This is a genomic window from Bifidobacterium sp. VU/mBH4 (B4) (assembly GCF_058199535.1).
On the sequence record NZ_JBVPQJ010000001.1, the window covers coordinates 153,770 to 174,737 of the forward strand.

The window sequence follows — 20,968 nt, forward strand, 5'->3', positions numbered from 1 at the left end:
TCAGTGCCGGCCGACATGGCAACTGCTGAAAAACAGACAGCTGCGTTCAGGCTTCCGCTACCAGGCGCTCTATGGTCTCACGCTGGTATACGGACGTTTCGTGGGCGGTCTCGTCCTCGGCGAATACGTTGGAGACGATGATGGAATCCTCTCGGTCCAGGAACCCATTCTTCTTCAGGGCGGCGAACAGGGCCTTGAAGTCCACATCGCCGTCGCCCACCTTCAGATGCTGGTGAACGCGGGCGTTGGTCCCCGGAGGGTTGGTTATATAACGCAGATCGTGCGAACGATGATGGTCATAGCTGTCCGAAATATAGACCGTCCTGAGTCGTTTGCCCGCCAGGGCGGTGATCCCCTCCACATTATTGCCGTAGTGGAAGGTGTGAGGAGCCACGTAGACCGCACCGACCAGCGGGCTGTTCAGACCTCTGGTGATCCTCAGTGCATCGATGCCGTTCTCAACGAAATCGTAGGGGTGCGGGTCGAAGTTGATGCGGATGCCTTCCCGCTCAAGCAGGGGCAGTATCTCCTCCATGGTCGCGTAGAAGGCCGCCTCGGACTCCTCATAGCGCTCGGGTATGCCGCTGAATTCGCTGTTGATGACGTGCACGTCCAGCAGAGCTGCGATTTTGATGGCCCGTTTCCAATTGCGCACGGCTGTCTGCCGCTCGCGCTCGTCGGGCCAGGAGGTCCTGTAGACCGGCAGCAGTGAGCACAGCTCAACATGCGCCTTCTTCAGGGCGGCCGCGAAGTCCTTGACTAGTTCGTCGTCCGCCTTGGGGTGCAGATAAAACGGCAGGAAGGCATCATGGGGAGCCAGCTGCATGTACTTATAGCCTGCGTCCGCTACAGCCTTGGGCAGATCCAGGAATGGCAGGTCTGGATGGAATGGTGTGGGATCCAATGCGATTTTCATATTGTCTAACCTCGTTGTCGGAACTTACGGATGCCCCTGATTCGCCCTGTCCGTCGGCATCCTCGCTGCGGACAGGGTAGGTATGCGCCCGGAGTTCAGGGTTTCAATCCTCCGGGGCGCTTACAGGTGCGTCAATTGTTTACTCGTTTACAGGTGCGTCAATTGTTTACTCGTTTACAGTCTTGCGATGATGTCCTGGCCGATTTGATCGGTGCTGCGTTTGCGTGAGGAGTTCTCCTCGGCATCCACTTCCACGGCACGATCGATGCGGGCGGCTGCTTCGTCGTACCCGAAATGCTGCAAGAGCATGGCGGCAGACAGGACCGTGGCCGAAGGGTTGGCTATGCCCTTGCCCGCAATGTCGGGGGCGGAGCCGTGGATGGGCTCGAACATGGAAGGATGCTCGTCAGTCACATTGATGTTAGCTGATGCCGAATAGCCGATTCCGCCCACAACTGCACCGGCCTCGTCAGTGATGATGTCGCCGAAGAGGTTGTCGGTCACAATCACGTCAAACCGGGAGGGATCGGTGACCAGGAATATGGTGCAGGCGTCGGCATGCAGGTAGTCATAGGTCACGTCGGGGTACTCCTTGCCGACCTTGTCCATGACCCACAGCCAGAGTTGGCCGGCGTAGTAGAGCACGTTGGTCTTGTTGACCATGGTTACGTGCTTCTTGCCTCCGCGCTTGCGAGCCAGCTCAAAGGCAAACCTCACTGCCCTCTCGATGCCGAATTCGGTGTTCATCGAGGTCTCGGTGGCTATGGCGTGCTCAGTGCCCATGCGCAGCAGACCGCCCATGCCGGAATAGAGGCCTTCCGTACCTTCTCTAATGACGACGAAGTCGATGTCGCCGGGGTTGGCCAGTGGTGATTTGACGCCAGGGTAGAGTTTGGAAGGCCGCATGTTGATGGCCTGGTCGAATGCGAAGCGGAGCTTGAGCAGCAGGCCGCGCTCCAGAATCCCCGACTTGACTCGAGGATCGCCGACAGCCCCCAGGAGGATGGCGTCCTTTTGGTCCATGTCCTTGAGCTGGTCATCTGTGATGAGGGTACCGTCACGCAGGTAGCGATCTGCGCCCAGATCATAGTCGGTGTAGTTAAAGGAGACGCTGTCACCAACGGCTTCCTTGAGTACGGCTTGGGCGACCGGCACGATTTCACGGCCGATTCCGTCACCAGGAATGACTGCGACGTCCAATATCCTCGTTGATGTTTGAGTATCCATGCCCTCTATGTTAATGACTACCTGACGATATGGCAATCGAAAAACCCTTGGAAATACCGATATACGGAATTTTTATATCAAAATTAGTATATTTGAATTGAAAATTCGCCATACACTTGATTTACTTATCAAAATAGGTAGAGGTCTGTCCAATAGCTGCATAACATGAAAATGCATCGGATCATTCGACAGATGGTAAGCTGAATATGCGTACCTTCTGCTGATCCTTGTGCATCAGTCCTTGGGTGTCGCCTGGGGAGGGTGACACGAGGGCAGGCAACACCTCAACAATGCAATTGAATAGAATAAAGCAATCAAAGCACGAATTCATGGACCTGAACTGGCAAGGATGCAAGTAGAGGGGGTCGTGGGATATGACACCCAAGGATTATAAAAAGTGGATACCGGCGGATATGATCACGGCGACCGTTCATCGCCTGAGGTCCTTTTGCTCCCCAGTGACTATTTTTCGACCCAACGTACAGACTCGGTTCTGCAGCAGGTCGAGAAGGAACAGTTCAACGATATTTCCGCCAATGACTCTTTTAAGGCCGCCAGTCGGTATTGGGTCCGAATCGACCGGCCGAGCAGCTGCCTGCCGCCCTGATGAGAGCAATGGAGACTCTGACCGACCCGGCGACCACTGGCGGAGGCGTCGTGTATTCGTCGGCCAACAAGGTCCTGGCAGAATTTGCAGAGAAGACCGGGATTCCGGTTGGAAGCACCCAGGCAGGCAAGGGCGCCCTGCCCTATGACCATCCTATGAACTCGGGCCCCATGGGTGCTCTAGGACTGCGCTTTGCCAACCGTCTGGCCCACACTGCAGACCTGGCCATCGGTGTCGGCACACGTTATACGGATTTCACCTCGGCATCCAACACGATGTTCCAGAACCCCCAGGTGCACGTCGTCAATATCAATGTCCTCTCATTCGACGCGCATAAGGAGGCGGCCATTCCAGTCATTGGCGATGCTCGGGAGACGCTGAGCGAGCTCCAGGAGGTCCTGGGCGATTGGCAGGTGGATGAGGATTATCGTCGTGAGGCCATGGCCCAGGCCGACGAGCAGCGGTAGGCAGTGGACTGCATGGTCCAGCATATTCCAGGCACCGAGGGGTTGGGTCAGAAGGAAGTCATCGGCATTGTCAACGAATTCGCCCGTCCTCAGGATGTGGTCGTGAACGCCGCTGGGTCCATGCCCAGCGATCTTCAGAAACTCTGGAAGGCAGGCAGTCCGCTGGGCTACTCGGTTGAATACGGCTATTCCTGCATGGGTTATGAGATTCCTGCAGCTCTGGGCATGCGGATAGCTGATCCCAGCAGGGAGATCTTCTCCTTCTTTGGTGATGCCTCCTTCATCATGTACCACCAGGATGTATTGACCGCTATTCAGGAGCGGGAGAAAATCATTCTGCTGCTCTTGGACAACGGCGGTTATGGGTCGATTCATTCATTGTCCATGCAGGTGGGCTCTCAGGGGTTTGAGACCAAGTATTACTACCGGGGAGGTAACGGACGGCAGAATCTTAAGGAACCGCTGCAGGTAGATTTCCCCAAGATCCTGGAAGGGTACGGGGTCAAGACGTATACCGTCGAGGATGCAGACCAACTGCGACAGGCTTTGCACAAGGCAGTCGCCAGCAATCAAATCACCGCTATCTATGCGAAAGTAGCGCCGGCCGAGCGTGACGATGCAGCTGATGCATACTGGGAAGTGGCCACTCCTGAAGTGGCTCATATCGAATCCTGGATAAAGGCCCATCAGGAATATGAGAGGATCCGCGATTTGCAGCGGAACTATTTGTGACCTGCTCATTTCGGGAATGACCGAAACCTGGGTTGATGAACTGCTGTCGGAGACTGTGCAACCGCAGCAATTTGGTGATTGATGTCAGTGCCCCCCTCCCCACTGCGTCTTGGGGAGGGGGGGCACTTGCCTGGGGTTCTGTCAGACTAACTGTCCGGGTTTTTGTCTTCCGACATTCGTCATTCAGCCACCCCGTTCTCCCGCCGCTGGTATCTGGCAGCCATGGCGGCTCCCATGGCCAGCAAGCCAGCCATGACCAGCAGGATCATGCCCGTGCTGCCGGTCAGGGGCAGGACGGCCAACTGGTCATATGTGTAGGGCAGGGTCTGATCCTTCTGATTCACGCCTACCAGGCTCCATTGAATGATGGTATCCACCTGCCTGGGCCTGTAACGAGGAGTGATTGCCAACCAGGTGCCGTTCTGATACTGCGGGGTTCCCTCTGTAGCCAGTCCGGCGAAGGTGACCGTCTTAACCAGGCTTCTGATCACGACAGCCTGTGGCGTCTTGCTGTTGAGGTCCGGCCCGGACTGATCGTCACCCAGCTGGCCGGAATCGTCGGCACCCCATCCGTAGGCCAGGCCGTCGGAGCCTAGGGCCAGTGAGCTCGGGTCGCCCGTGCTGACGGCTGTGAAACTGAAATCTGCAGGCGTGTCCTCGGGCTTGGCCAAGGATGTTGGGTCTGAGCCTTCTGCGGCATTGCTCCAGGTCAGGATCTGTCCATCGGAGCCCAGGGCGGAGGATGCTCCGGTGCCGGCGCTGATCTGCGTGATGGCAAACCCCGTCGGCAGTCCGTCGGGAAGGGTCAATAGGGCAGGGGTTTTCTTGTTCTCGCCCTTGACCTGTCCCCAGGTCCAGATGCGTCCTTGGGAATCCAGGGCCAGAGCCTGGTGGTCTCCGGCGCTGATGGCGCTCATTTCGCCAGTTAGTCCTTGAACGGCAGACGGGGTGGGATTGGCGCCGTCAGCATTGACCGGCAGGGAGGGGTCGCCCAGCTGGCCGGAATCATTGGTGCCCCAGGCGTAGACCTGTCCATCCACGGTCATGGCCAGCGAATACCGGCTTCCGGCACTGATTGCCGTTGTGGTTGTCGGGATTCCGGTCACCATGGCAGGGCTGGTTCGCCCGTCTGGCGAGACGGTATCGCCGCCGGCATTATCCAGGCCCAGCTGCCCGTATTGGTTGGCACCCCAGGACCAGACTCGTCCCTGGGAATCCAGAGCCAAGGCATGTCCACCACCGGCGCTGATGGACCGGATCTTGTCAGGCAGACCAGGTACCAGATGGGGCCGGCCCTGGGCATTTAGGGTGGAGTCGCCCAGCTGGCCAATGTCGTTGTTGCCCCAAGCGTAGGCCTTTCCATCGGAACCTAGAGCAAGGCCATAATCCCGGCCCGCGCTGACCTGGGTGAAGACGAAGTTGGCTTCCGCTTTCTCGGGCATGTCCACTCGGACCGGCATGGTGCTGGCGCTGCCCTTGGCGATGTTCGCGTTGCCCAGCTGGCTGCTGTTGTTCTTGCCCCAGGCGTAGGCCTTCCCGTCGGACCCTAAGGCCAGGGACCAGTGGGAACCGGCACTGACCTGGCTGAAGCGAATGCCCCGCAGGGCTGGCGGCGTCAGGGTGACCTTCGTTCCGCCCATCTCGGTTCCATGGCTCGGGGTCATGCTCCAGTTCTGATTCTCAGGGCTCCAGTGGGCCTTGAGCGTCATGGAGCTGGTGACTGGCTTGGAGAAGTCGTAGGCGGTCTTGCCTAGGAACCAGCCGTCGAAGCGGTAGCCGGCCTTGGTCGGATCAGCGCTGGGGCGGACTGCCCGCTCTCCCGCTTCCAGACTCTGGCTGGGTGGTGCCGGTGAATCGCTCTCTGACTGGAAGGTTACGGTCACCCCGCGCGCCAGGTAGCGGAAGGGCAGGTGGACCTGGGTCTGTTCTTGATCGTTCAAGGTCCATGTCAGGGCCACATCCACCAGCCCTGGGGCGTGCGGCGGGGTGCTAGCCGTCCAGGTCCCGTTCTTTTGCGCCTGCATTCCGGTGGTGATATCCGTAGTGTCGAATTTGATTCCGGTCAGTTTCGCCGGCCAGGGGAAGGCGACCGCAGAGGGCCGGTTATGGGCGCCATCGCCGCTGGTACCCTGACCCAGCTGACCCTCGTCGTCACGTCCCCAGCTATAGGTCTGGCCGTCGTCGCCGATAGCCAGGTTAAAATCTTCGCCAGCGCTGATGCTGATCCAGTGCCGACCGGCAAGCTTTGGATCTTCCAAGCGTTCCGGAGTGGTCTGGGGGCTGTCTGCTGCAGAGGTCTTGCCGTCGCCCATTTGTCCGTAGCTGTTGTCGCCCCAGGCCCAGATATTGCCATCTGAATCCAGAGCTATGGCGTGATTGGAACCGTAATGGTGGCCACCAGCGATGGCGGTAATTCTGGTCCCTTGGGGGAAGCTGACCTGAACGGGGTCTTTGAACACCTCGGTCTTGCTGGCGCTTGACCCGTTGCCGATCTGGCCGTTTTCGTTCATTCCCCAGGTCCAGACTTTTCCCTGGTCATCCAGGGCCAGGGTGTTCTCAAAGCCGTCTGCGATGGCCACCACATGGACCTTGTCAAGGCCGTGGATCTTGATCGGCGTATAGTTTCCTACGACCGCGCCGGCGGATGGATCCAACTGGTGGTAAAGGTTGCTTCCCCATGACCATACCGTGCCAGCGTCGTCCAGAGCTGTTGAGTAGTTCATTCCTGCCTGCACAGCTATGATTTTGTGGTTCTTATCGAATCCCTGGATGAGGCTGGGCGTGGAGTCGCATATGCCGTCGCACTTATGGCGGCCGGTTTCTCCTTCACTGCAGGTTCCCCAGCCATAGACGTTGCCATCCGATCCTATGGCCAGGGTGTGATTGTGACTACCGGTGACGGCCTTGTAGGTGAATCCGGCCGGCACTCCTTCAGGCAGCATCACCTTGACCAGGTGTTCCGAATAGTTATGCATGCCGCTGTCAGCCACATTCGGGTTGCCCAAGGTCTTCAGATAGTTGTACCCCCAGGACCAGAGGGTGCCATGGTTGTCCAGGGCCATGCTGAAGAACCGGCCAGCGTTGACACTGACAAACCGAAAATCCTTGTCATTGCGGGCTTCTTCGGGCCGGGGCACCCTTATGGGCGTCGACCTGTTGACAATAGTGCCATCACCTAGCTGACCAGCACGGTTAAAGCCCCAGGCGTAGACGTTGCCATCCGATCCCAAAGCCAGCGAGAACCGGGTGCCTGCACTAACCTGGCTGAAACGGACACCGGAGGGTGGAGGCGGGGTAAGGGTCACTCCGGTGCCTCCTGATTCTGGTCCCTCTTGCGGTTGCATGGTCCAGGTCTGGTCGGCGCGGGCCCACTTGGCTTTCAGGGTTAGGTTCGCATGCACAGGTGCGGAGAAGTCATAGGCTACCTTGCCTGCGAACCATCCTTCGAGAACGAATCCTCGGCGGGTGGGTTCAGGACTGGGGCGCGCAACTTGGGCGCCATCGGCCACAATCGAAGTTGTCGGGGGCGCGGACTGCATGTTGTAGTCGAATGTGACTGTGTGGCTGGTGGCATTCGATGGGGAAGAGGCGGTTGAGGTCGGTTCCGAGGAACCTGCTGTGCCGGGCGAAGGCGAGGACGGGGAGGTGGGCGATGTGCTGGCGGCAGGCGCTGATTGTCCTGTTGCCACCGCACCAGAGCCATTGGACAGGGTGGGCATGCCCGACGGCGATGATGAAGGACCGGGAGCAACCGAAGGAATCTGTCTGGGAGTATTGGTTCCAGTACCAATTGCTCCAGTTCCCTGAGTCGCGACTGCGGTCTCATTGGACTCCGGCGCTGCTTGACCGAATTGCAGACCAAGCATGCTGCAGACAACCAAGACGCAGCAGAGGCTGACGAGCAGTGTGACGCGACGACTACGTACCATCTTCATGTGAAGGCATCCTCCCCCATGCGTCCGGCACTTGTATAGGCAGGTGTAGACGAACGAGACTCTCTCCCCAAGAGTCAATAATCCCATCCACTACAATAACACCAGTGTCACAGTGGTGGCAGGGCTTGTCGTAGTCGCCTAGGGCGCTTGATTAGACTGGTATTTTATGAGCGATGCGAAGATGGAAACAGTAATCGATGACCAGGCGCAGAGCGGGGGTCCACAGGCCCAGGTCGCCCGCCAGGTGGAGGAACTGCGTGCCGATGTGGACACCATCGATGCCGCCGTTGTCGCCATGCTGGCCGAACGGTTCAGGGTGACCCACCGCATCGGGCTGCTCAAGGCTCAGGCAGGATTCGCCTCGGCGGATATGCGCCGGGAGAGCACACAAATAGCTACCTTGCGAAACAAGGCTGATGATTACGGGCTGGACCCGGATCTGGCTGAGGCTTATCTGCATCTGGTGGCCGATGCCGCCAAGCGCGACCACGAACGGCTGGCCGATCAGGCCAACTCACACTGAGGAAATCCATCGTATGGTCATGGCCGACGGCTCGGATCAATTCCTATGCCGTCGGCCACAAGGTATCAGCGAGTACTGGTTAGAGTCTGACGAGCCATTTCCAAGTAATGCTGTCTTGCTGCCAGGACAGTCACCGTTATGAAAAGTCCGACAAGCAGCACGATGAGCAGACCCTGGCTACCGGTCAGAGGCAGAATATCCTTGTATGTAAAGGGCAGATTCTCGGTTTGAGGGTTGCCTTGGCCCACATTCCAGGTGATGTTGACTGTTGTCCGGCCCGCCTTGAAGGCTGGGGTATAGAAGGTCCAGGTATTCCATGATCCCCATGCGTCGGCTGTGCCGCTCCGGGTCAGTTCAAGAACTGCGGCAGTATCCGGATCCGTGCCGACTGTGACCGAGCTGATGGTCAATTGCGGCGGGCAGACCAAGGTGGCTGCCTTGACGGAAGTGCTGTCCAAATTGGTTCCTAGCTGTCTGCTGCTGTTGTCGCCCCAGCCATAGGCCATGTCATTGGAGTCGATGACCAGGACTTGGCGCTCGCCTGCACTGATCTGTATGGCGTTGCCGTCCTTGTTCGCCAAAACGGGGGATGTGCTGATGGATCCCGTGATGGAGACATTGCCCAGGGCGTTTTGACCGTTGTTTCCCCAGGTGTATATCTTCCCTTTGTCGTCGATTCCTGCGCAGAACCATCCTCCGGCGCTGATCTCGGTGGGTTTGAATCCATCGCTGCCTCCGTCGGGATCGGCCACCAAGGTTGGTATTGCGGCATCATTGGTGTCTCCGGTGCCCAGTCGCCCGTCGGTATTCGCACCCCAGGCGTAGGCTTTGCCGTCTCTGCCAATGGCCAGGGAGTGCGAGCCTCCTGCGCTGACCTGGGTGGCGAAGAACCCTATCGATCCGTCCTCGTATTTCACGGGTGACGACACCGACACAGGAGTGGCCTGTGAGGATTTGGCATTGTTGCCCAGTCTGCCGCTGTCGCCGTATCCCCAGGCGTAGGTTTGTCCGCTTATGCCGATGATCAGAGAGTGCTGGTATCCCGCACTGACCTGCCTGACTTGGAACCCAGGACTGGTGGCGCTTGCGTTGACGGCTACAGGAGCAGGGGCGTTCCCGGTCGTGTTGCCGTCGCCCACCTGTCCGCCGTTGCTCCTGTCCCCCCAGGCATAGGCCTGATGATCCTTGCCGACGGCCAGGGAATGATAGCCGCCTGCGCTTACCTGGGTGTAGGCGAAGTCAGTACCTGCACCGGAGGGCTTCTTCACCTGAACGGGCGTCTTGCTACTGTCCTTGCTGCCGTTGCCGAGCTGCCCCCTGCCGTTGTCTCCCCAGGCGTAGGCATTGCCGTCACTGCCGAGGGCCAACGAGAATCCATATCCAGCGCTTACCTGGGTGTAGGCGAAGTCGGTACCTGCGTCGGATGGTTTCTTCACCTGAACGGGCGTCTTGCTACTGTCCTTGCTGCCGTTGCCGAGCTGTCCCGTGCTGTTGTTTCCCCAGGCGTAGGCGTTGCCGTCACTGCCGACAGCCAGGGTATGGTTTTTGCCTGTACTGACCTGGGCGAAGCGGATGCCGCGCTGCGAGGGCGGAGTGATGGTGACCTGGTATCCGCCAGTGGATGGACTGACGGTTGGGTCGACAGTAGTTGGAGCCGAAGGCGTCCAGTGCGCGACCAGGGTCAACGGGTCCGTGACTGGCTTGCCGAAGTCGTAGGCCACATTGGAACTGCCGTCATCCGCTTTGACGAACCACCCGTCAAAGAGGAAGCCCGTCTTGGCCAGGGTCTGTCGGGGTACCAATTCACCTTCCTCGATGTCCTTGCTTGTCCATGCGGCTCCAGTACCTCCCTCAGGGTCAAGCGTTATGCGCTTCTTGGTTCGATCGAAGGTGTAGTCGAACTGCTGTGTCTGCTTTGAGTCTCCGGAGTCGTCGGCGATAGTCCATGTGATGGTGAAACTGGATGGGCCGTATGGGTACGCGGGCGTGACGAAGGTCCAATCCCGGTTTTCATCCCAGGTGTCTTTGCCTGTCTGGGTCAGATTCGTGGCTGGCTCGGTGCTGCTGGCCATGGTGCCGAAGACGACCTTGGCCAGGGTGATCTGCGGCGGCTGTGTGGCGCCGGGTCTTAATGCCGATACGCTTTGTCCCAGCTGGTTGTAGTAGTTGTATCCCCAGGTGTAGAGCAATCCGTCTGACCCGATGGCCGTCTGGTGATGGCCGGAGGTGGCTACCGCGCAGGCCTTCACCGATTGGGCCAGAGTGATGGCTTTCGGATTGGTCTGCCATGCATCACTATTGCCGTTGCCTAGCTGGCCGTAACCCTGATTGCCCCAGGTGTAGATTCTTCCGTTGGTGTCTATGGCTTCGGATCCATCGTCGCCTGCACTGATGGCGGTGATGTTGACAGCCTCGTCTCCGAAGCTGATCTTAGTGGATCCTTTCGTGCTGACATTGGTATCGGTAGTGGAGCCGATGGCGGTGCCGGAACCCCATCCATAGAGGTCATGATCCGTATCCAGCGCCAGCACGTGCTGGTAGCCCGCGCTGATGGCGATATAGAACCGGGCATCAGGCTGTCCGGTGTCCAGGTCTTGGACGCGTGTCGGCGTCGGATTGTCACCAAGGGCGCCGTTGCCGAGCTGTCCCTTGCTGTTCTCGCCCCAGGCCCAGGCGTGGCCTTGACTGTCCAGGGCCGTGCCTGTGGTGAACCCTGCGCTGATGGCGGTTATGTTGGACAGCGCCGTGACCTTGGCAGGGGAGGAATGGCTGTTCTTGTCTGAGCTGCCGTTGCCGAGCTGGCCTTGAACGTTGTTGCCCCAGGTGTAGACTGTACCGTCCGAGGCCAGGGCCATGGCGTATGCCCGTCCCGCGCTGATTGCGGTGATTTTGGCATCGCCTGTCTGTGCCTTTACTGGTTCGTTGGAATTATCGGTAGTGCCGTTGCCGAGCTGTCCCTTACTGTTGCTACCCCAAGTGTAGACTGTGCCGTCCGAGGCCAGAGCCATGGAATAAGCGTCGCCGGCGCTGACGGCTATGAAGATTTTTCCTTTTATGGCATCATTTTCGGTAATCCGCACAGGTGTCGTCGCCGTGCCTGAGCTTTTGCTGTTCCCCAGTCCGCCGCTAGCCTGATTTCCCCAGGCGTAGACGTGTCCGTCAGAACCCACAGCCAGGGTGTGGTAGCGCCCGGCGCTGGCCTGGGCAAACCTCACTGCTCTGGGCTTGGGGGGAGTCAGGGTGATTTTGGAGCCCCCGGTGTCGTCGCCATGGAGGGCATCCGAGGTCTTCCATTTCATGTCTGACGAAGACCAATGCGCTTTCAGATTCAGCGGCCCGGTGACAGGACTGCTGAAGTCGTAGGCCACATTGGAGCTGCCGTCCGCCTCCTTGATGAACCAGCCGTCGAAGAGGAAACCTGCCTTGGTGACGGTGGGGCGCGAAGCCTGCTTGCCTGCGGTGACGAACTGGTCCGAGGCTGATGAGCCTCCGTCCGAATCAAAAGTGATCTTCTGGGCAGTGGGTGTGAATGTATAGTTGCCGATGCTTTGCCCCTGCTGTGCGGCGCCGCCAATGGACCATTGACCGTCATTGATTCTGATCTTGGTGGTTCCGTAGGTGTGGTGCGGGGTGGTGACCGCCCATGGGGTATTGGCGCTCCAGGCGTCGTCGCCTGCTGAGGTTCGGCTGATCGGGCTGTTGCTGTCGGTCTTGGCTACATCCGTCCTGCCGAAGGTCACCTTGGCCAGATCTATCTGGGGCGGGATGACCGCTGCAGGCTTGGTCTGCGAACCGCTTTGAGGTCCCTTGCTGCCTTGTCCCAGCTTGCCGCTTTTTGCTTCCCCCCAGCTGTAGGGGAGCCCGTCCGAGCCGATGGCCAGGCTGTGCCGGCAGACATCGAATGCGGTGACTGTGACGCCTGTCAGGCTCACCTTGGTCATAGTTGATTTGGGGCTTGTGGTGCCGTCGCCCAGCTGGCCGCTGGAATTGCTGCCGAACATATACAGGCTGCCCGCAGAGTCGACTACCGCAGAGGAGTAGTCCCCGGCGCTGGCTGAAACAGGCGTCGCCGCTCCCGTGGGCAGGCTTACCGGACTGGGGTAGAAGGAGTGGACGCTGTCGGCATTGGCGTCATTGCCCTTGGTCAGGGGATAACCCCAGTAGTACACCTTGTCTGTATTGCTCAGTGCAAGGACGTGCAGGTACCCTGCATCGATGTCGGTGTAGACAGTGCTGTCTGGGTTGCCGGTCGAGTCGCCGTAAATGCGCGATGGAGTGTAGACATTGGAACCACTGCTGGTGCCGTCCATGGTGCCGATGCTGAGCTGGCCGCCCTGGTTGCGTCCCCAGGCGTAGGCATGTCCTTGGCTGTCCAGCGCCGTTTGAAAATCGTATCCGGCGCTGATGGTGGTGAAGGTGACGCCGGATGAAGAGACCGCTGCTGGTGAAGCGTTGACGTTGACACCCGTGTGCCCGTTGCCGAGCTGGCCGTATTCGTTGTCTCCCCATGTGTAGATCGTCCCGCTCGAGGACAGGGCCATGGCATGCCAGTATCCGGCGCTGATGGCAGTGATGTTGGCGGTGAGATTCGCCTTTACCGGTACTGAAGAATTCGTGGTGGACCCGTTGCCGAGTTCGCCGCGACTGTTGTCGCCCCAGGTGTAGACGGTGCCGTCCGAGGCTAGGGCCATGGAGAATGTGGTTCCCGCGCTGACGGATATGAAGGTCTTTCCCTTGATGGCCTCGTTTTCGGTAATCCGCACTGGCGTGTTTTTGTTGATTGTGGTGCTGTCGCCAAGCTCGCCCTTGCTGTTGTCGCCCCAGGCGTAGACGTGGCCGTCCGAACCTACGGCCAGGGTGTGGTCGTGGCCGGCGCTGACCTGTGCAAATCTCACTCCTCTGGGCTTGGGGGGAGTCAGGGTGATTGCGGAGCCCCCGGTGTCGCCACTGCTGACGTCAGCTGTCGTCCACTGGGCGTCGTTGACCGACGACCAATGGGCCGTCAGCGACTGCGCGCTGGTGACCGGCTTGCCGAAGTCATAGGCCACATCGGAGCCTTTGAGGAACCATCCGTCAAACAGGTAGCCTGATTTGGTGACGGTAGGAGGGGATGCCAGATGACCTGAGGTTACTGTCTGGCTCAGGGCTGGCGAGCCGGATACCAGCGAGCCCCCGTCAGGCTCGAAAGTGAGGGTATATGAGGATGAATCCCTGGTCTGGGGTGACTTGTCTCTCGGTGAGCTGTCCCTGAACGGTCTGTCCGCCCTTTTGCTGTTGAATGGTTGGACGGCCTTGAATGGTGAAGGATTGTTGCTGGCCAACGGTGACGGTGAGGCGGTCGGGGCAGCGGCTCCAGCCTGTGCCCCGCTGCCTGCCCGGAGCAATGGACTTGCGCTGCTGTCAGGATTGGGCGAGGGCGATTCTGTGGCAGATGCAGGTGTCATGTCGCCGGTGGTTGCGTATGCGCCTGTTGATGCTCCGATCAGCGCCAGCCCAATCATGGCTGTCAACGTCACCAGTCTGCGGATGCCATGAGCATTCCCCATTCGTCTCTTCCTCCCCAAGCGTGCCGATTCCCCAGGTTGTGGCCCCAAAATCTGCGTCGACGCACACTAAAATAAAGTCCCTCTATAACTTTTACTGTAGCATTGCAATCTTTGTGCGGTTTAGAGTGTTGTGGTCAGGGTGTTGCAGGGCAAATTCACTGCAAGAGGCATGCTGTTGATTATGGAAGCTGTACTTTTTGCATGAACGACGATGGCTTGACTGGCATTGCAGATTGTCATTGTCACCAGTGACACGGATAAGAAAACCGAGGCGGTGCCTATGGCCGAACCGCCTCGGTTGTATTGGGGAATTGTGGAGCCTACTTGCGAGGCTTCTTGGCCGGGGGCTCGCCCAGCTGGCTGGCTGTCACTCGGATGCCCGCTTCATCCTCGCCGGCTCCCTCGGTCTCGGGCTGGGTGGTCTCTTCGACCAGATCCAGATTTCCGGTGACCCTGCCCGCTTCGGCTATGTCGTCCAGGGCGGCCTTGACCGCTTCCAGGCCCTCTGGCGCCACACTCAAGGATGCGGAGATGATGGGGGTTTTCATGGAGACCTTAGCCTCGGATTTGATCCGCCGCAGGGAGGCCAAGGCTTTGCCGGCCCAAGCCAGAAGAGCGGGATCCTGGCCCTGGGCGGCTGCCCGGTAGGATTCTGGACGTGGCCAAGAGGCCCGGTGAACCGATCCATCCCCCTGGTGCATCCACTGCCAGGCCTCCTCGGTGGCGAAGGGCAGGAAGGGGGCCAGGAGACGGTCGAGAGCGTCCAGGACCAGTCCCAGGGTTGTGCGGGCGCTCAGCACCTGAGCCTGGTCAGGGGTCCTGCCGGTGGCATCCGCGGTTCCGTAGGCCCGGTTCTTAGCCAGCTCAATGTAGTTGTCGCAGAAGTCCCAGAAGAAGGATTCGGTCACCTCCAGGGCCTTGGAGTGCTCGTAGGATTCCAGGGCCTTGGTGGCTTGGTCGATCACCTGGGCAAGGCCGGCCAGGACCGCGCGATCCAGCGGGACCGTGACGTCAGCGGGGTTCCAGGTGGCTTCCGCTGCCTGGGTGACCTTATGGTTCTCATCCTCCCGCCCGATGGTCAGGGTGAACTTGACGGCGTTGAGGAGCTTGACGGCCAGACGGCGGCCGATCTTCATCTGCCCCTCATCGTAGGTGGCGTCCAAGCCCAACCGGGCGCAGGATGCCCAGTAGCGCACAGCGTCGGCTCCATACTTCTTGATGGGTTCGTCCGGCACCACCACATTGCCCTTGGACTTGCTCATCTTCTTGTGGTCCGGATCCAGGATCCACCCCGACAGAGTGGTGTCGCTCCACGGCAGGCAGCCGTTCTCCAGATGGGCCCGGTCCATGGAGCTGAAGAGCCAGGTGCGGATGATGTCCTGGCCCTGGGGGCGCAGGTCCATGGGGAAGGTGGCCTTGAAGAGGGCCTGGTCATCCTCGCCTGGTTCTGCCCAGTGGGTCACGATCTGAGGGGTCAGTGAGCTGGTGGCCCAGGTGTCCATGATGTCCTTCTCGGCTGTGAAGCCGCCGGGCTGGTCGCGCTGGGATTCCTCGAAGCCCTCGGGCACATCGCTGCTGGGGTCGATGGGAAGCCTGTCCTCGGCCGGGGTGATGGGATGGGCGTAGTCGGTCTCGCCGTTCTCCTTGACCGGGTACCAGAGGGGGAAGGGAACGCCGAAGAAGCGCTGGCGGGAAATCAGCCAGTCGCCGTTCAGGCCCTCGACCCAGTTGTTGTAGCGCACCCGCATGAAGTCCGGGTGGAAGTGGAGTTCCTTGCCGCGCTCCAGCAGCTCCTGGTTGAGTTTCTGGTCGGTGCCGCCGTTGCGCAGGTACCACTGACGGGAGGTGACGATCTCCAGGGGCTTGTCGCCCTTCTCGTAGAAGTTGGTCATGCGCTTGGTGGGCTTGGGCTCGCCGTCCAGGTCGCCGGACTCGCGCAGGGCGTCCACGATGATCTTGCGGGCCGAGAAGGTGGTCTTGCCCTCGGTCTGTTCGAAGATGCGCCGTCCGCCTTCATCGGTGATCCAATCCGGCACATCCATGACGATTCGTCCGTTGCGCTGGATGATGGACCTGGTGGGCAGGTTCAGATCCCGCCACCACTGCACGTCGGTTACGTCGCCGAAGGTGCAGCACATGGCGATGCCGGCGCCCTTGTCCATCTCGGCGGCGGGATGGGCCAGGATGGGCACCTCCACCTTGAACAGGGGGGAGTAGACCTTCTGACCGAAGTACTTCTGGTAGCGCTTGTCGTCCGGGTGGGCGATCAGGGCGCCGCAGGCCGCCAGCAGCTCAGGCCTGGTGGTCTCGATGTATATCGGCGTGCCGTCCGCGAACCGGAAGGCCACCCGGTGGTAGAAGCCGTCGTACTCACGCGACTCCAGCTCGGCCTGGGCCACGGCGGTCTGGAAGGTCACGTCCCAGAGCCCGGGGGCCTCCTTCTGGTAGGCCTCGCCCCGGGCCAGATTCCGCAGGAAAGCCTTCTGCGCCACCCGGCGGGGATGCTCGCCGATGGTGTGATAGGTCTGCGACCAGTCCACTGACAGGCCCAGCGACCGCCAGAGCTGCTCGAAGAGCTTCTCGTCCTCGGCGGTCAGTTCCTCGCACAGTTCGATGAAGTTCTGGCGGGAGACGGGCACCTGGTCCTTGGCGCTGATCTTCTTGCCCTTGGTTCCGTGGAAGGGGGGCTTGAAGTTCGGATCGTACTTGAGCGAGGTGTCCACGCGAACCCCGTAATAGTTCTGGACCCGCCGCTCGGTGGGCAGGCCGTTGTCGTCCCAGCCCATGGGGTAGAAGACGTCGTAGCCCTGCATCCGCTTGAACCGGGCGATCACGTCGGTGTGGGTGTATGAGAAGACGTGCCCCACATGCAAATGCCCCGAGACGGTGGGCGGCGGGGTGTCGATGGAGTAGACGCCGGAGCGCTCGCGGGTGTTGCGGAAGCGGTAGACGCCGGACTCATCCCAGTCGCGGCACCACTTTTCCTCCAGGCCATCCACGCCCACCCTGTCAGGCAGGGGGGTCAGATGGGCATTGACGATTCCTTGGTGTTCAGCAGACATACCAGCATTTTATGGACGAATGATGACAAGGGGCCCCCGTCTCCTCACCCCTTGATGTGCAGGTTCCACAGGGGCAGGTAGCGATCCGTCAGGTAGCCGGGCATGCCCTGGAGACGGGGAGTGCTCAGGACCAAGGGCGTGCGCTCATAAAGCCAGTCGCTGGGGGAGAGGTCGCTGACCTGTTGGGCGAAGGCTCGCAGCCGCTGGGCATAGGTGTTCTGGTCGGTGCTGGCCTTGACCTGCTTCCAGGATTCCTGGACTTCGGTGTTGTCGAAGAGCATGGTGGAGTTGGGGTCGGCGAAGCGGCCGATGTCGTCATTGTCCATGACCAGCAGGGCCATGTCGTAGTCGTGACGGGTGAGCACCTGGTCGCGGAATGCAGCCTGATCCACCATGGAGACCTGGGTGGGGATACCCACCGCCTTCAGCTGCGTGCTGATCAGATCGCCCACCTGGCTGCCGAATTCCTGGGGATAGACCAGGCGCAGGCCGCCGTGATAGTAGGACTGGGCATAGTAGGAGGCTCGACGAGCCGCTTGGACACGGTCGAATGGGAAGGCCTGCAGACCGGGATCGTAGCCTGGGCTGAGCGGGTTGAGCGGTCCGCCCAACGCCTTGGCTCCGCCGCCTTCCAGATCGGCCAGTGCCTGGCGGTCCAGGGCATAGCGGACAGCCTCGCGCATATGTTGGTCGGACAGCAGGCTGGATGCCTCGTTGTTGAAAGCCAGGACCACATTGTTCGTGCTGGGTGTTGCTGTCGGAGCCTTGCCAGCCTGCTTGGCGGTAGCCGGATCCATGTCCACTACAGCGTCCAGACGCCCCTGGTTCAGATCCTTGACGGTCTGCTCGGGGCTGCCGGCATAGCTGAAGATGACCTTGTGGATGGCGGCCTTGTCCGGGCCTCGGTAGGACTTGTTGGTGGTCAGGGTCAGGCTGGCTTCCGGTTGCCAGTCATCCACTTGGTATGGGCCTGATCCGGCCGATTGGGTGGAGTAGTTGACGCGGGCCTGGCGATCGTAGACAATGCCGGCCCGACCGCTCAGAGCGTTCAGCAAGAGGGCGTTTGGGCTCTTCAGTCTGATCACCAGGGTGGCATCATCCGGGTTGGTGACCTTGGCCAGGCCATCCAGGTCCTGGTGGCCCTGATACCGGTGCTCGATGATTTGGTGCAGGGACCAGAGGGCATCCTCTGAGGTCAGCTGGCGCCCGTCGGCGAAGCGGGCGTCGCTGCGCAGATGAAAGGTGTAGAGCAGACCATCGGCGGAGACCTCCCAGCTCTGGGCCAGTCCAGGAGTAGGCCGACCTTGGGCGTCGGGCCTGGTCAGGGTCTGGTAGACGTTGCCCATCAGGGCCTGGTCAGTGGCCCGGCCGGGCTCAGTGCGGATGTCCAGGGAGACTGGGGCCTGCCGGGCCAGGATGCGCACTACCTGGCCCGAACCTCCAAGGTTCCAGGGCAGCCGCCACCCTCCTCGGCCAGTCAACAATGGCCAGGCCATGTAGGTGCCCGCGGTCAGGACCGCCAGTACCAGGATGAAGATGATTCCGGAGCTGATTCCTCTGTGTCTGCCGCGTGCCATGGTTTTGATTCTATCGAGAGGCCGGTCCGGCCAGGAGTTCGGCGCTGGGACATGTCTCGGCCAGTGGGCAGTGCAGGCAGTCGGGCTTGCGGGCGTGGCAGGTGGCCCGGCCGTGCAGAATCAGCCTGTGCGACAGATTGGTCCAGTCCTCGGGCGGGAAGCAGTCGCAGATTTCGTGCTCGATCTTCACCGGATCGGGGTGAGTGCTGCGCCAGTCGGTCCGCCAGCGCAGGCGGCCGGTGACCCGGGTGACGTGGGTGTCCACCGGGAATCCGGGGATGTTGAAGGCGTTGCCCAGGACCACGTTGGCGGTCTTGCGCCCCACGCCGGGCAGGCTGGTCAGCTCCTCCATGGTCTGGGGGACCTTGCCGCCGTAGTCCTCAGTCAGCATCAGGGAGAGCCCCAAGAGGTGGCGGGCCTTGGCATGGTAGAAACCCACCGGGTGGATGATGGCCTCCAGCTCGGCCGGCTGGGCCTGGGCCATGGCCGCAGGGTCTGGATAGCGCTCGAAGAGTTCGGGGGTCACCGAGTTGACCCGCTTGTCGGTGGTCTGGGCGCTCAGGACCGTGGCCACCAGCAGTTCGAAGGGGTTGCGGAAGTGCAGGGCGCAGACCGCCTCGGGAAAGACCTGGCAGAGGATGCGGTACTCCTCGTGCATGCGGGTCAGGCGCCGGGCCTTGCTCTCCCTGCCTTGGCGGTGCTGTTGATTGGATGATGCATCAGTCACTATGATCGGTTTTCTTCTTCTTGGCATCTTTGGATTGTTCGGACTGGCTGTCATTGTGCCCGGCGGTGTCCGGTCTGCTTCCTTCATCTGTCGTGGCCTTGGGGGCTTGGGCCGTTCGTGCCGATGAGGGCGGGTCGAACCGGTATCCCACATTGCGGACCGTGCCGATCAGATGCTCGTACTCGCTGCCCAGCTTGGCCCTGAGTCGCCGCACGTGTACATCCACTGTCCTGGTGCCGCCGTAGTAGTCATAGCCCCAGACCTCCTGGAGGAGCTGCGCCCTGGTGAAGACCCTGCCTGGATGCTGGACCAGGTATTTGAGCAGCTCGAACTCCTTGTAGGCCAGGTTGATGGGGCGGCCGTGGATTCGGGCCGTGTAGCTTTCGGTATCCACAACCAGGTCACCCGAGCGGACCTGGCCGGTGGGCACCTGCTCCTCCGCCTCTTCTGGCTGAGCATCCGGCTTGCGTGCCGGTGTCACGCGCTGACAGACCAAGCGCAGCCGGGCCTCGACCTCGGCGGGCGATGCGGACTGAATGATCACATCAGCCACACCCCAGCTGGCATTGACCACGGTGAAGCCGCCCTCGCTCAGAATCAGGATGATGGGCGTGGACAGGCCCGAGGCCCGGGTCAGGTTGCAGAGGGTCTTGGCCTCGGCCAGGTCGTCGCTGGCGTCGATCAGCAGCACGGTGTCCTCGGGCATTCTTACCAGGGAGGCGGCATCCAGGGGCAGGACGCGCACCCGATGGGAGAGCAGGGCCAAGGCTGGCAGAACCGATGCCGGGTCCTCGGCGCAGGTCATCAAGGTCAGATCCGTCACGGGGGTACCTTCTTCCCTGTCCGTTCGTCCATAGCGAGGGTGGATTCGTTGAACAGTCGTCATCATTGTACAATCGGGCCATCACAGGGGCTCCGAGTTCACAGGATGGCCTTGCCCTAGGATGTGACGTATGGCTCCCCGACGGGGACAGGCAGGAGGACCCATGGCGCAGACCGGAAAAGAAACCCAGGATGGGCGCGCGCCCGCCCTGACGCAGCTGCTGGCCTTGGCGGCCCTGATTGTGCCGGGCCTGGCGACGGGCTTGCTGGCCGGGCCCCGGGTCGCTCGATGGGTGCAGATCGTCCTGGTCCTGGTGCTGGCATTGGCCCTGTTGGCCGCTTGGCCCCTGGTGGGCAAAGGCATTCGACCTGGCCCTGACCGAGCCATGTTCGGCCTGCTGACCTTGGTCGCTCTGGTGCCGGCCCTGGTGGTGCAGGGGCCTGGTGCCCTCTGGGCCTGGCTGTCGACTGCGGCATTCCTGCTGGCCCTCCTGGCCGTGTTTATGTTTGCTCGGCAGATGCTGCGTCGGGACAGGCGGATGGTCATCCGCGGCATTTCTGCAACCGCCATGGGCGGGATGACCGCCGTCGCCGCCTCGGGGTGGGTCTTCCTGCCGGAGCTGGTCAGAGGCCTGCATCCTGACCTGATGCTGATCCTGGTGGTGCTTGTGGCCTTGCTGCTGCTGGTCGGGCTCATGACCTCGGGCTATCGCTGGGCCCAGGACGCAGCTGATCGGCGTGGGGCCCTTGGTCTGGCGCTGATGTCGGTTCTTCTGGCCGGGTCCATCGTGGTTCTGGCTGTCGTGGTCGTGCAGACGACGTTCTGA

Annotated in this window: 13 protein-coding genes and 1 pseudogene; 5 read left to right on the forward strand and 9 right to left on the reverse strand. The window is 60.8% G+C overall.

The genetic code is table 11. The annotated features are described in order from the left end of the window. Window positions 1-46: 46 nt before the first annotated feature. Window positions 47-916, reverse strand: a complete 870-nt coding sequence (locus AC0AII_RS00625; RefSeq protein ID WP_490445746.1) for a sugar phosphate isomerase/epimerase family protein — start codon at window positions 914-916, stop codon at window positions 47-49. Window positions 917-1,090: 174 nt separating this feature from the next. Next, the gene (locus AC0AII_RS00630; protein ID WP_101432927.1) at window positions 1,091-2,143 is read right to left on the reverse strand and encodes a 3-isopropylmalate dehydrogenase; all 1,053 of its coding nucleotides are present in this window, start codon (window positions 2,141-2,143) and stop codon (window positions 1,091-1,093) included. A 615-nt stretch (window positions 2,144-2,758) separates the two neighbouring features. Between AC0AII_RS00630 and AC0AII_RS00635 the strand changes: the two genes are divergently transcribed. Next, window positions 2,759-3,217, forward strand: a complete 459-nt coding sequence (locus tag AC0AII_RS00635) for a hypothetical protein (protein ID WP_490445747.1) — start codon at window positions 2,759-2,761, stop codon at window positions 3,215-3,217. A gap of 12 nt (window positions 3,218-3,229) precedes the next feature. Next, a complete protein-coding gene (locus tag AC0AII_RS00640) occupies window positions 3,230-3,949 on the forward strand; it encodes a thiamine pyrophosphate-dependent enzyme (RefSeq protein WP_490445748.1) in 720 nt (239 codons plus the stop codon). Between the two features lie 179 nt (window positions 3,950-4,128). Here AC0AII_RS00640 and AC0AII_RS00645 read toward each other — a convergent pair whose 3' ends face one another. Together AC0AII_RS00645 and AC0AII_RS00650 are read right to left on the reverse strand one after the other, a co-directional pair. Further along, window positions 4,129-7,293, reverse strand: a complete 3,165-nt coding sequence (locus tag AC0AII_RS00645) for an RCC1 domain-containing protein (protein WP_490446082.1) — start codon at window positions 7,291-7,293, stop codon at window positions 4,129-4,131. Window positions 7,294-7,332: 39 nt separating this feature from the next. Then, window positions 7,333-7,500, reverse strand: a pseudogene (locus AC0AII_RS00650) (hypothetical protein); the annotation flags it as partial. A gap of 16 nt (window positions 7,501-7,516) precedes the next feature. On the opposite strand from AC0AII_RS00650, the gene AC0AII_RS00655 reads away from it, so the two are divergent. Both AC0AII_RS00655 and AC0AII_RS00660 read left to right on the forward strand, forming a co-directional pair. Continuing rightward, on the forward strand, window positions 7,517-7,756 hold the full coding sequence (locus AC0AII_RS00655) for a hypothetical protein (protein WP_490446099.1): 240 nt from the start codon (window positions 7,517-7,519) through the stop codon (window positions 7,754-7,756). A gap of 294 nt (window positions 7,757-8,050) precedes the next feature. After that, window positions 8,051-8,407 (forward strand): chorismate mutase, encoded by a 357-nt coding sequence (locus tag AC0AII_RS00660; protein ID WP_490445749.1) that lies wholly within the window; start codon window positions 8,051-8,053, stop codon window positions 8,405-8,407. Window positions 8,408-8,472: 65 nt separating this feature from the next. Here the strand turns inward: AC0AII_RS00660 and AC0AII_RS00665 are convergent, their stop codons facing one another. From AC0AII_RS00665 to AC0AII_RS00685, 5 genes are all read right to left on the reverse strand, one after another. Continuing rightward, window positions 8,473-13,953, reverse strand: coding sequence for an RCC1 domain-containing protein (locus AC0AII_RS00665; RefSeq protein ID WP_490445750.1), 5,481 nt, complete (start codon window positions 13,951-13,953; stop codon window positions 8,473-8,475). A gap of 320 nt (window positions 13,954-14,273) precedes the next feature. Then, entirely contained in the window at window positions 14,274-17,015 is a 2,742-nt protein-coding gene (valS, locus tag AC0AII_RS00670) for a valine--tRNA ligase (RefSeq protein WP_490445751.1), read from the reverse strand. 44 nt (window positions 17,016-17,059) lie between these two features. After that, window positions 17,060-18,592: an ABC transporter substrate-binding protein gene (locus AC0AII_RS00675; RefSeq protein ID WP_490445752.1), complete on the reverse strand. Its 1,533-nt coding sequence runs from the start codon at window positions 18,590-18,592 to the stop codon at window positions 17,060-17,062. A gap of 10 nt (window positions 18,593-18,602) precedes the next feature. Continuing rightward, entirely contained in the window at window positions 18,603-19,250 is a 648-nt protein-coding gene (gene nth / locus AC0AII_RS00680) for an endonuclease III (protein WP_144085202.1), read from the reverse strand. 61 nt (window positions 19,251-19,311) lie between these two features. Further along, window positions 19,312-20,142, reverse strand: coding sequence for a winged helix-turn-helix transcriptional regulator (locus tag AC0AII_RS00685; RefSeq protein WP_490445753.1), 831 nt, complete (start codon window positions 20,140-20,142; stop codon window positions 19,312-19,314). A 163-nt stretch (window positions 20,143-20,305) separates the two neighbouring features. Here AC0AII_RS00685 and AC0AII_RS00690 point away from each other — a divergent pair, with 163 nt between their 5' ends. Further along, a complete protein-coding gene (locus AC0AII_RS00690) occupies window positions 20,306-20,968 on the forward strand; it encodes a hypothetical protein (RefSeq protein ID WP_490445754.1) in 663 nt (220 codons plus the stop codon).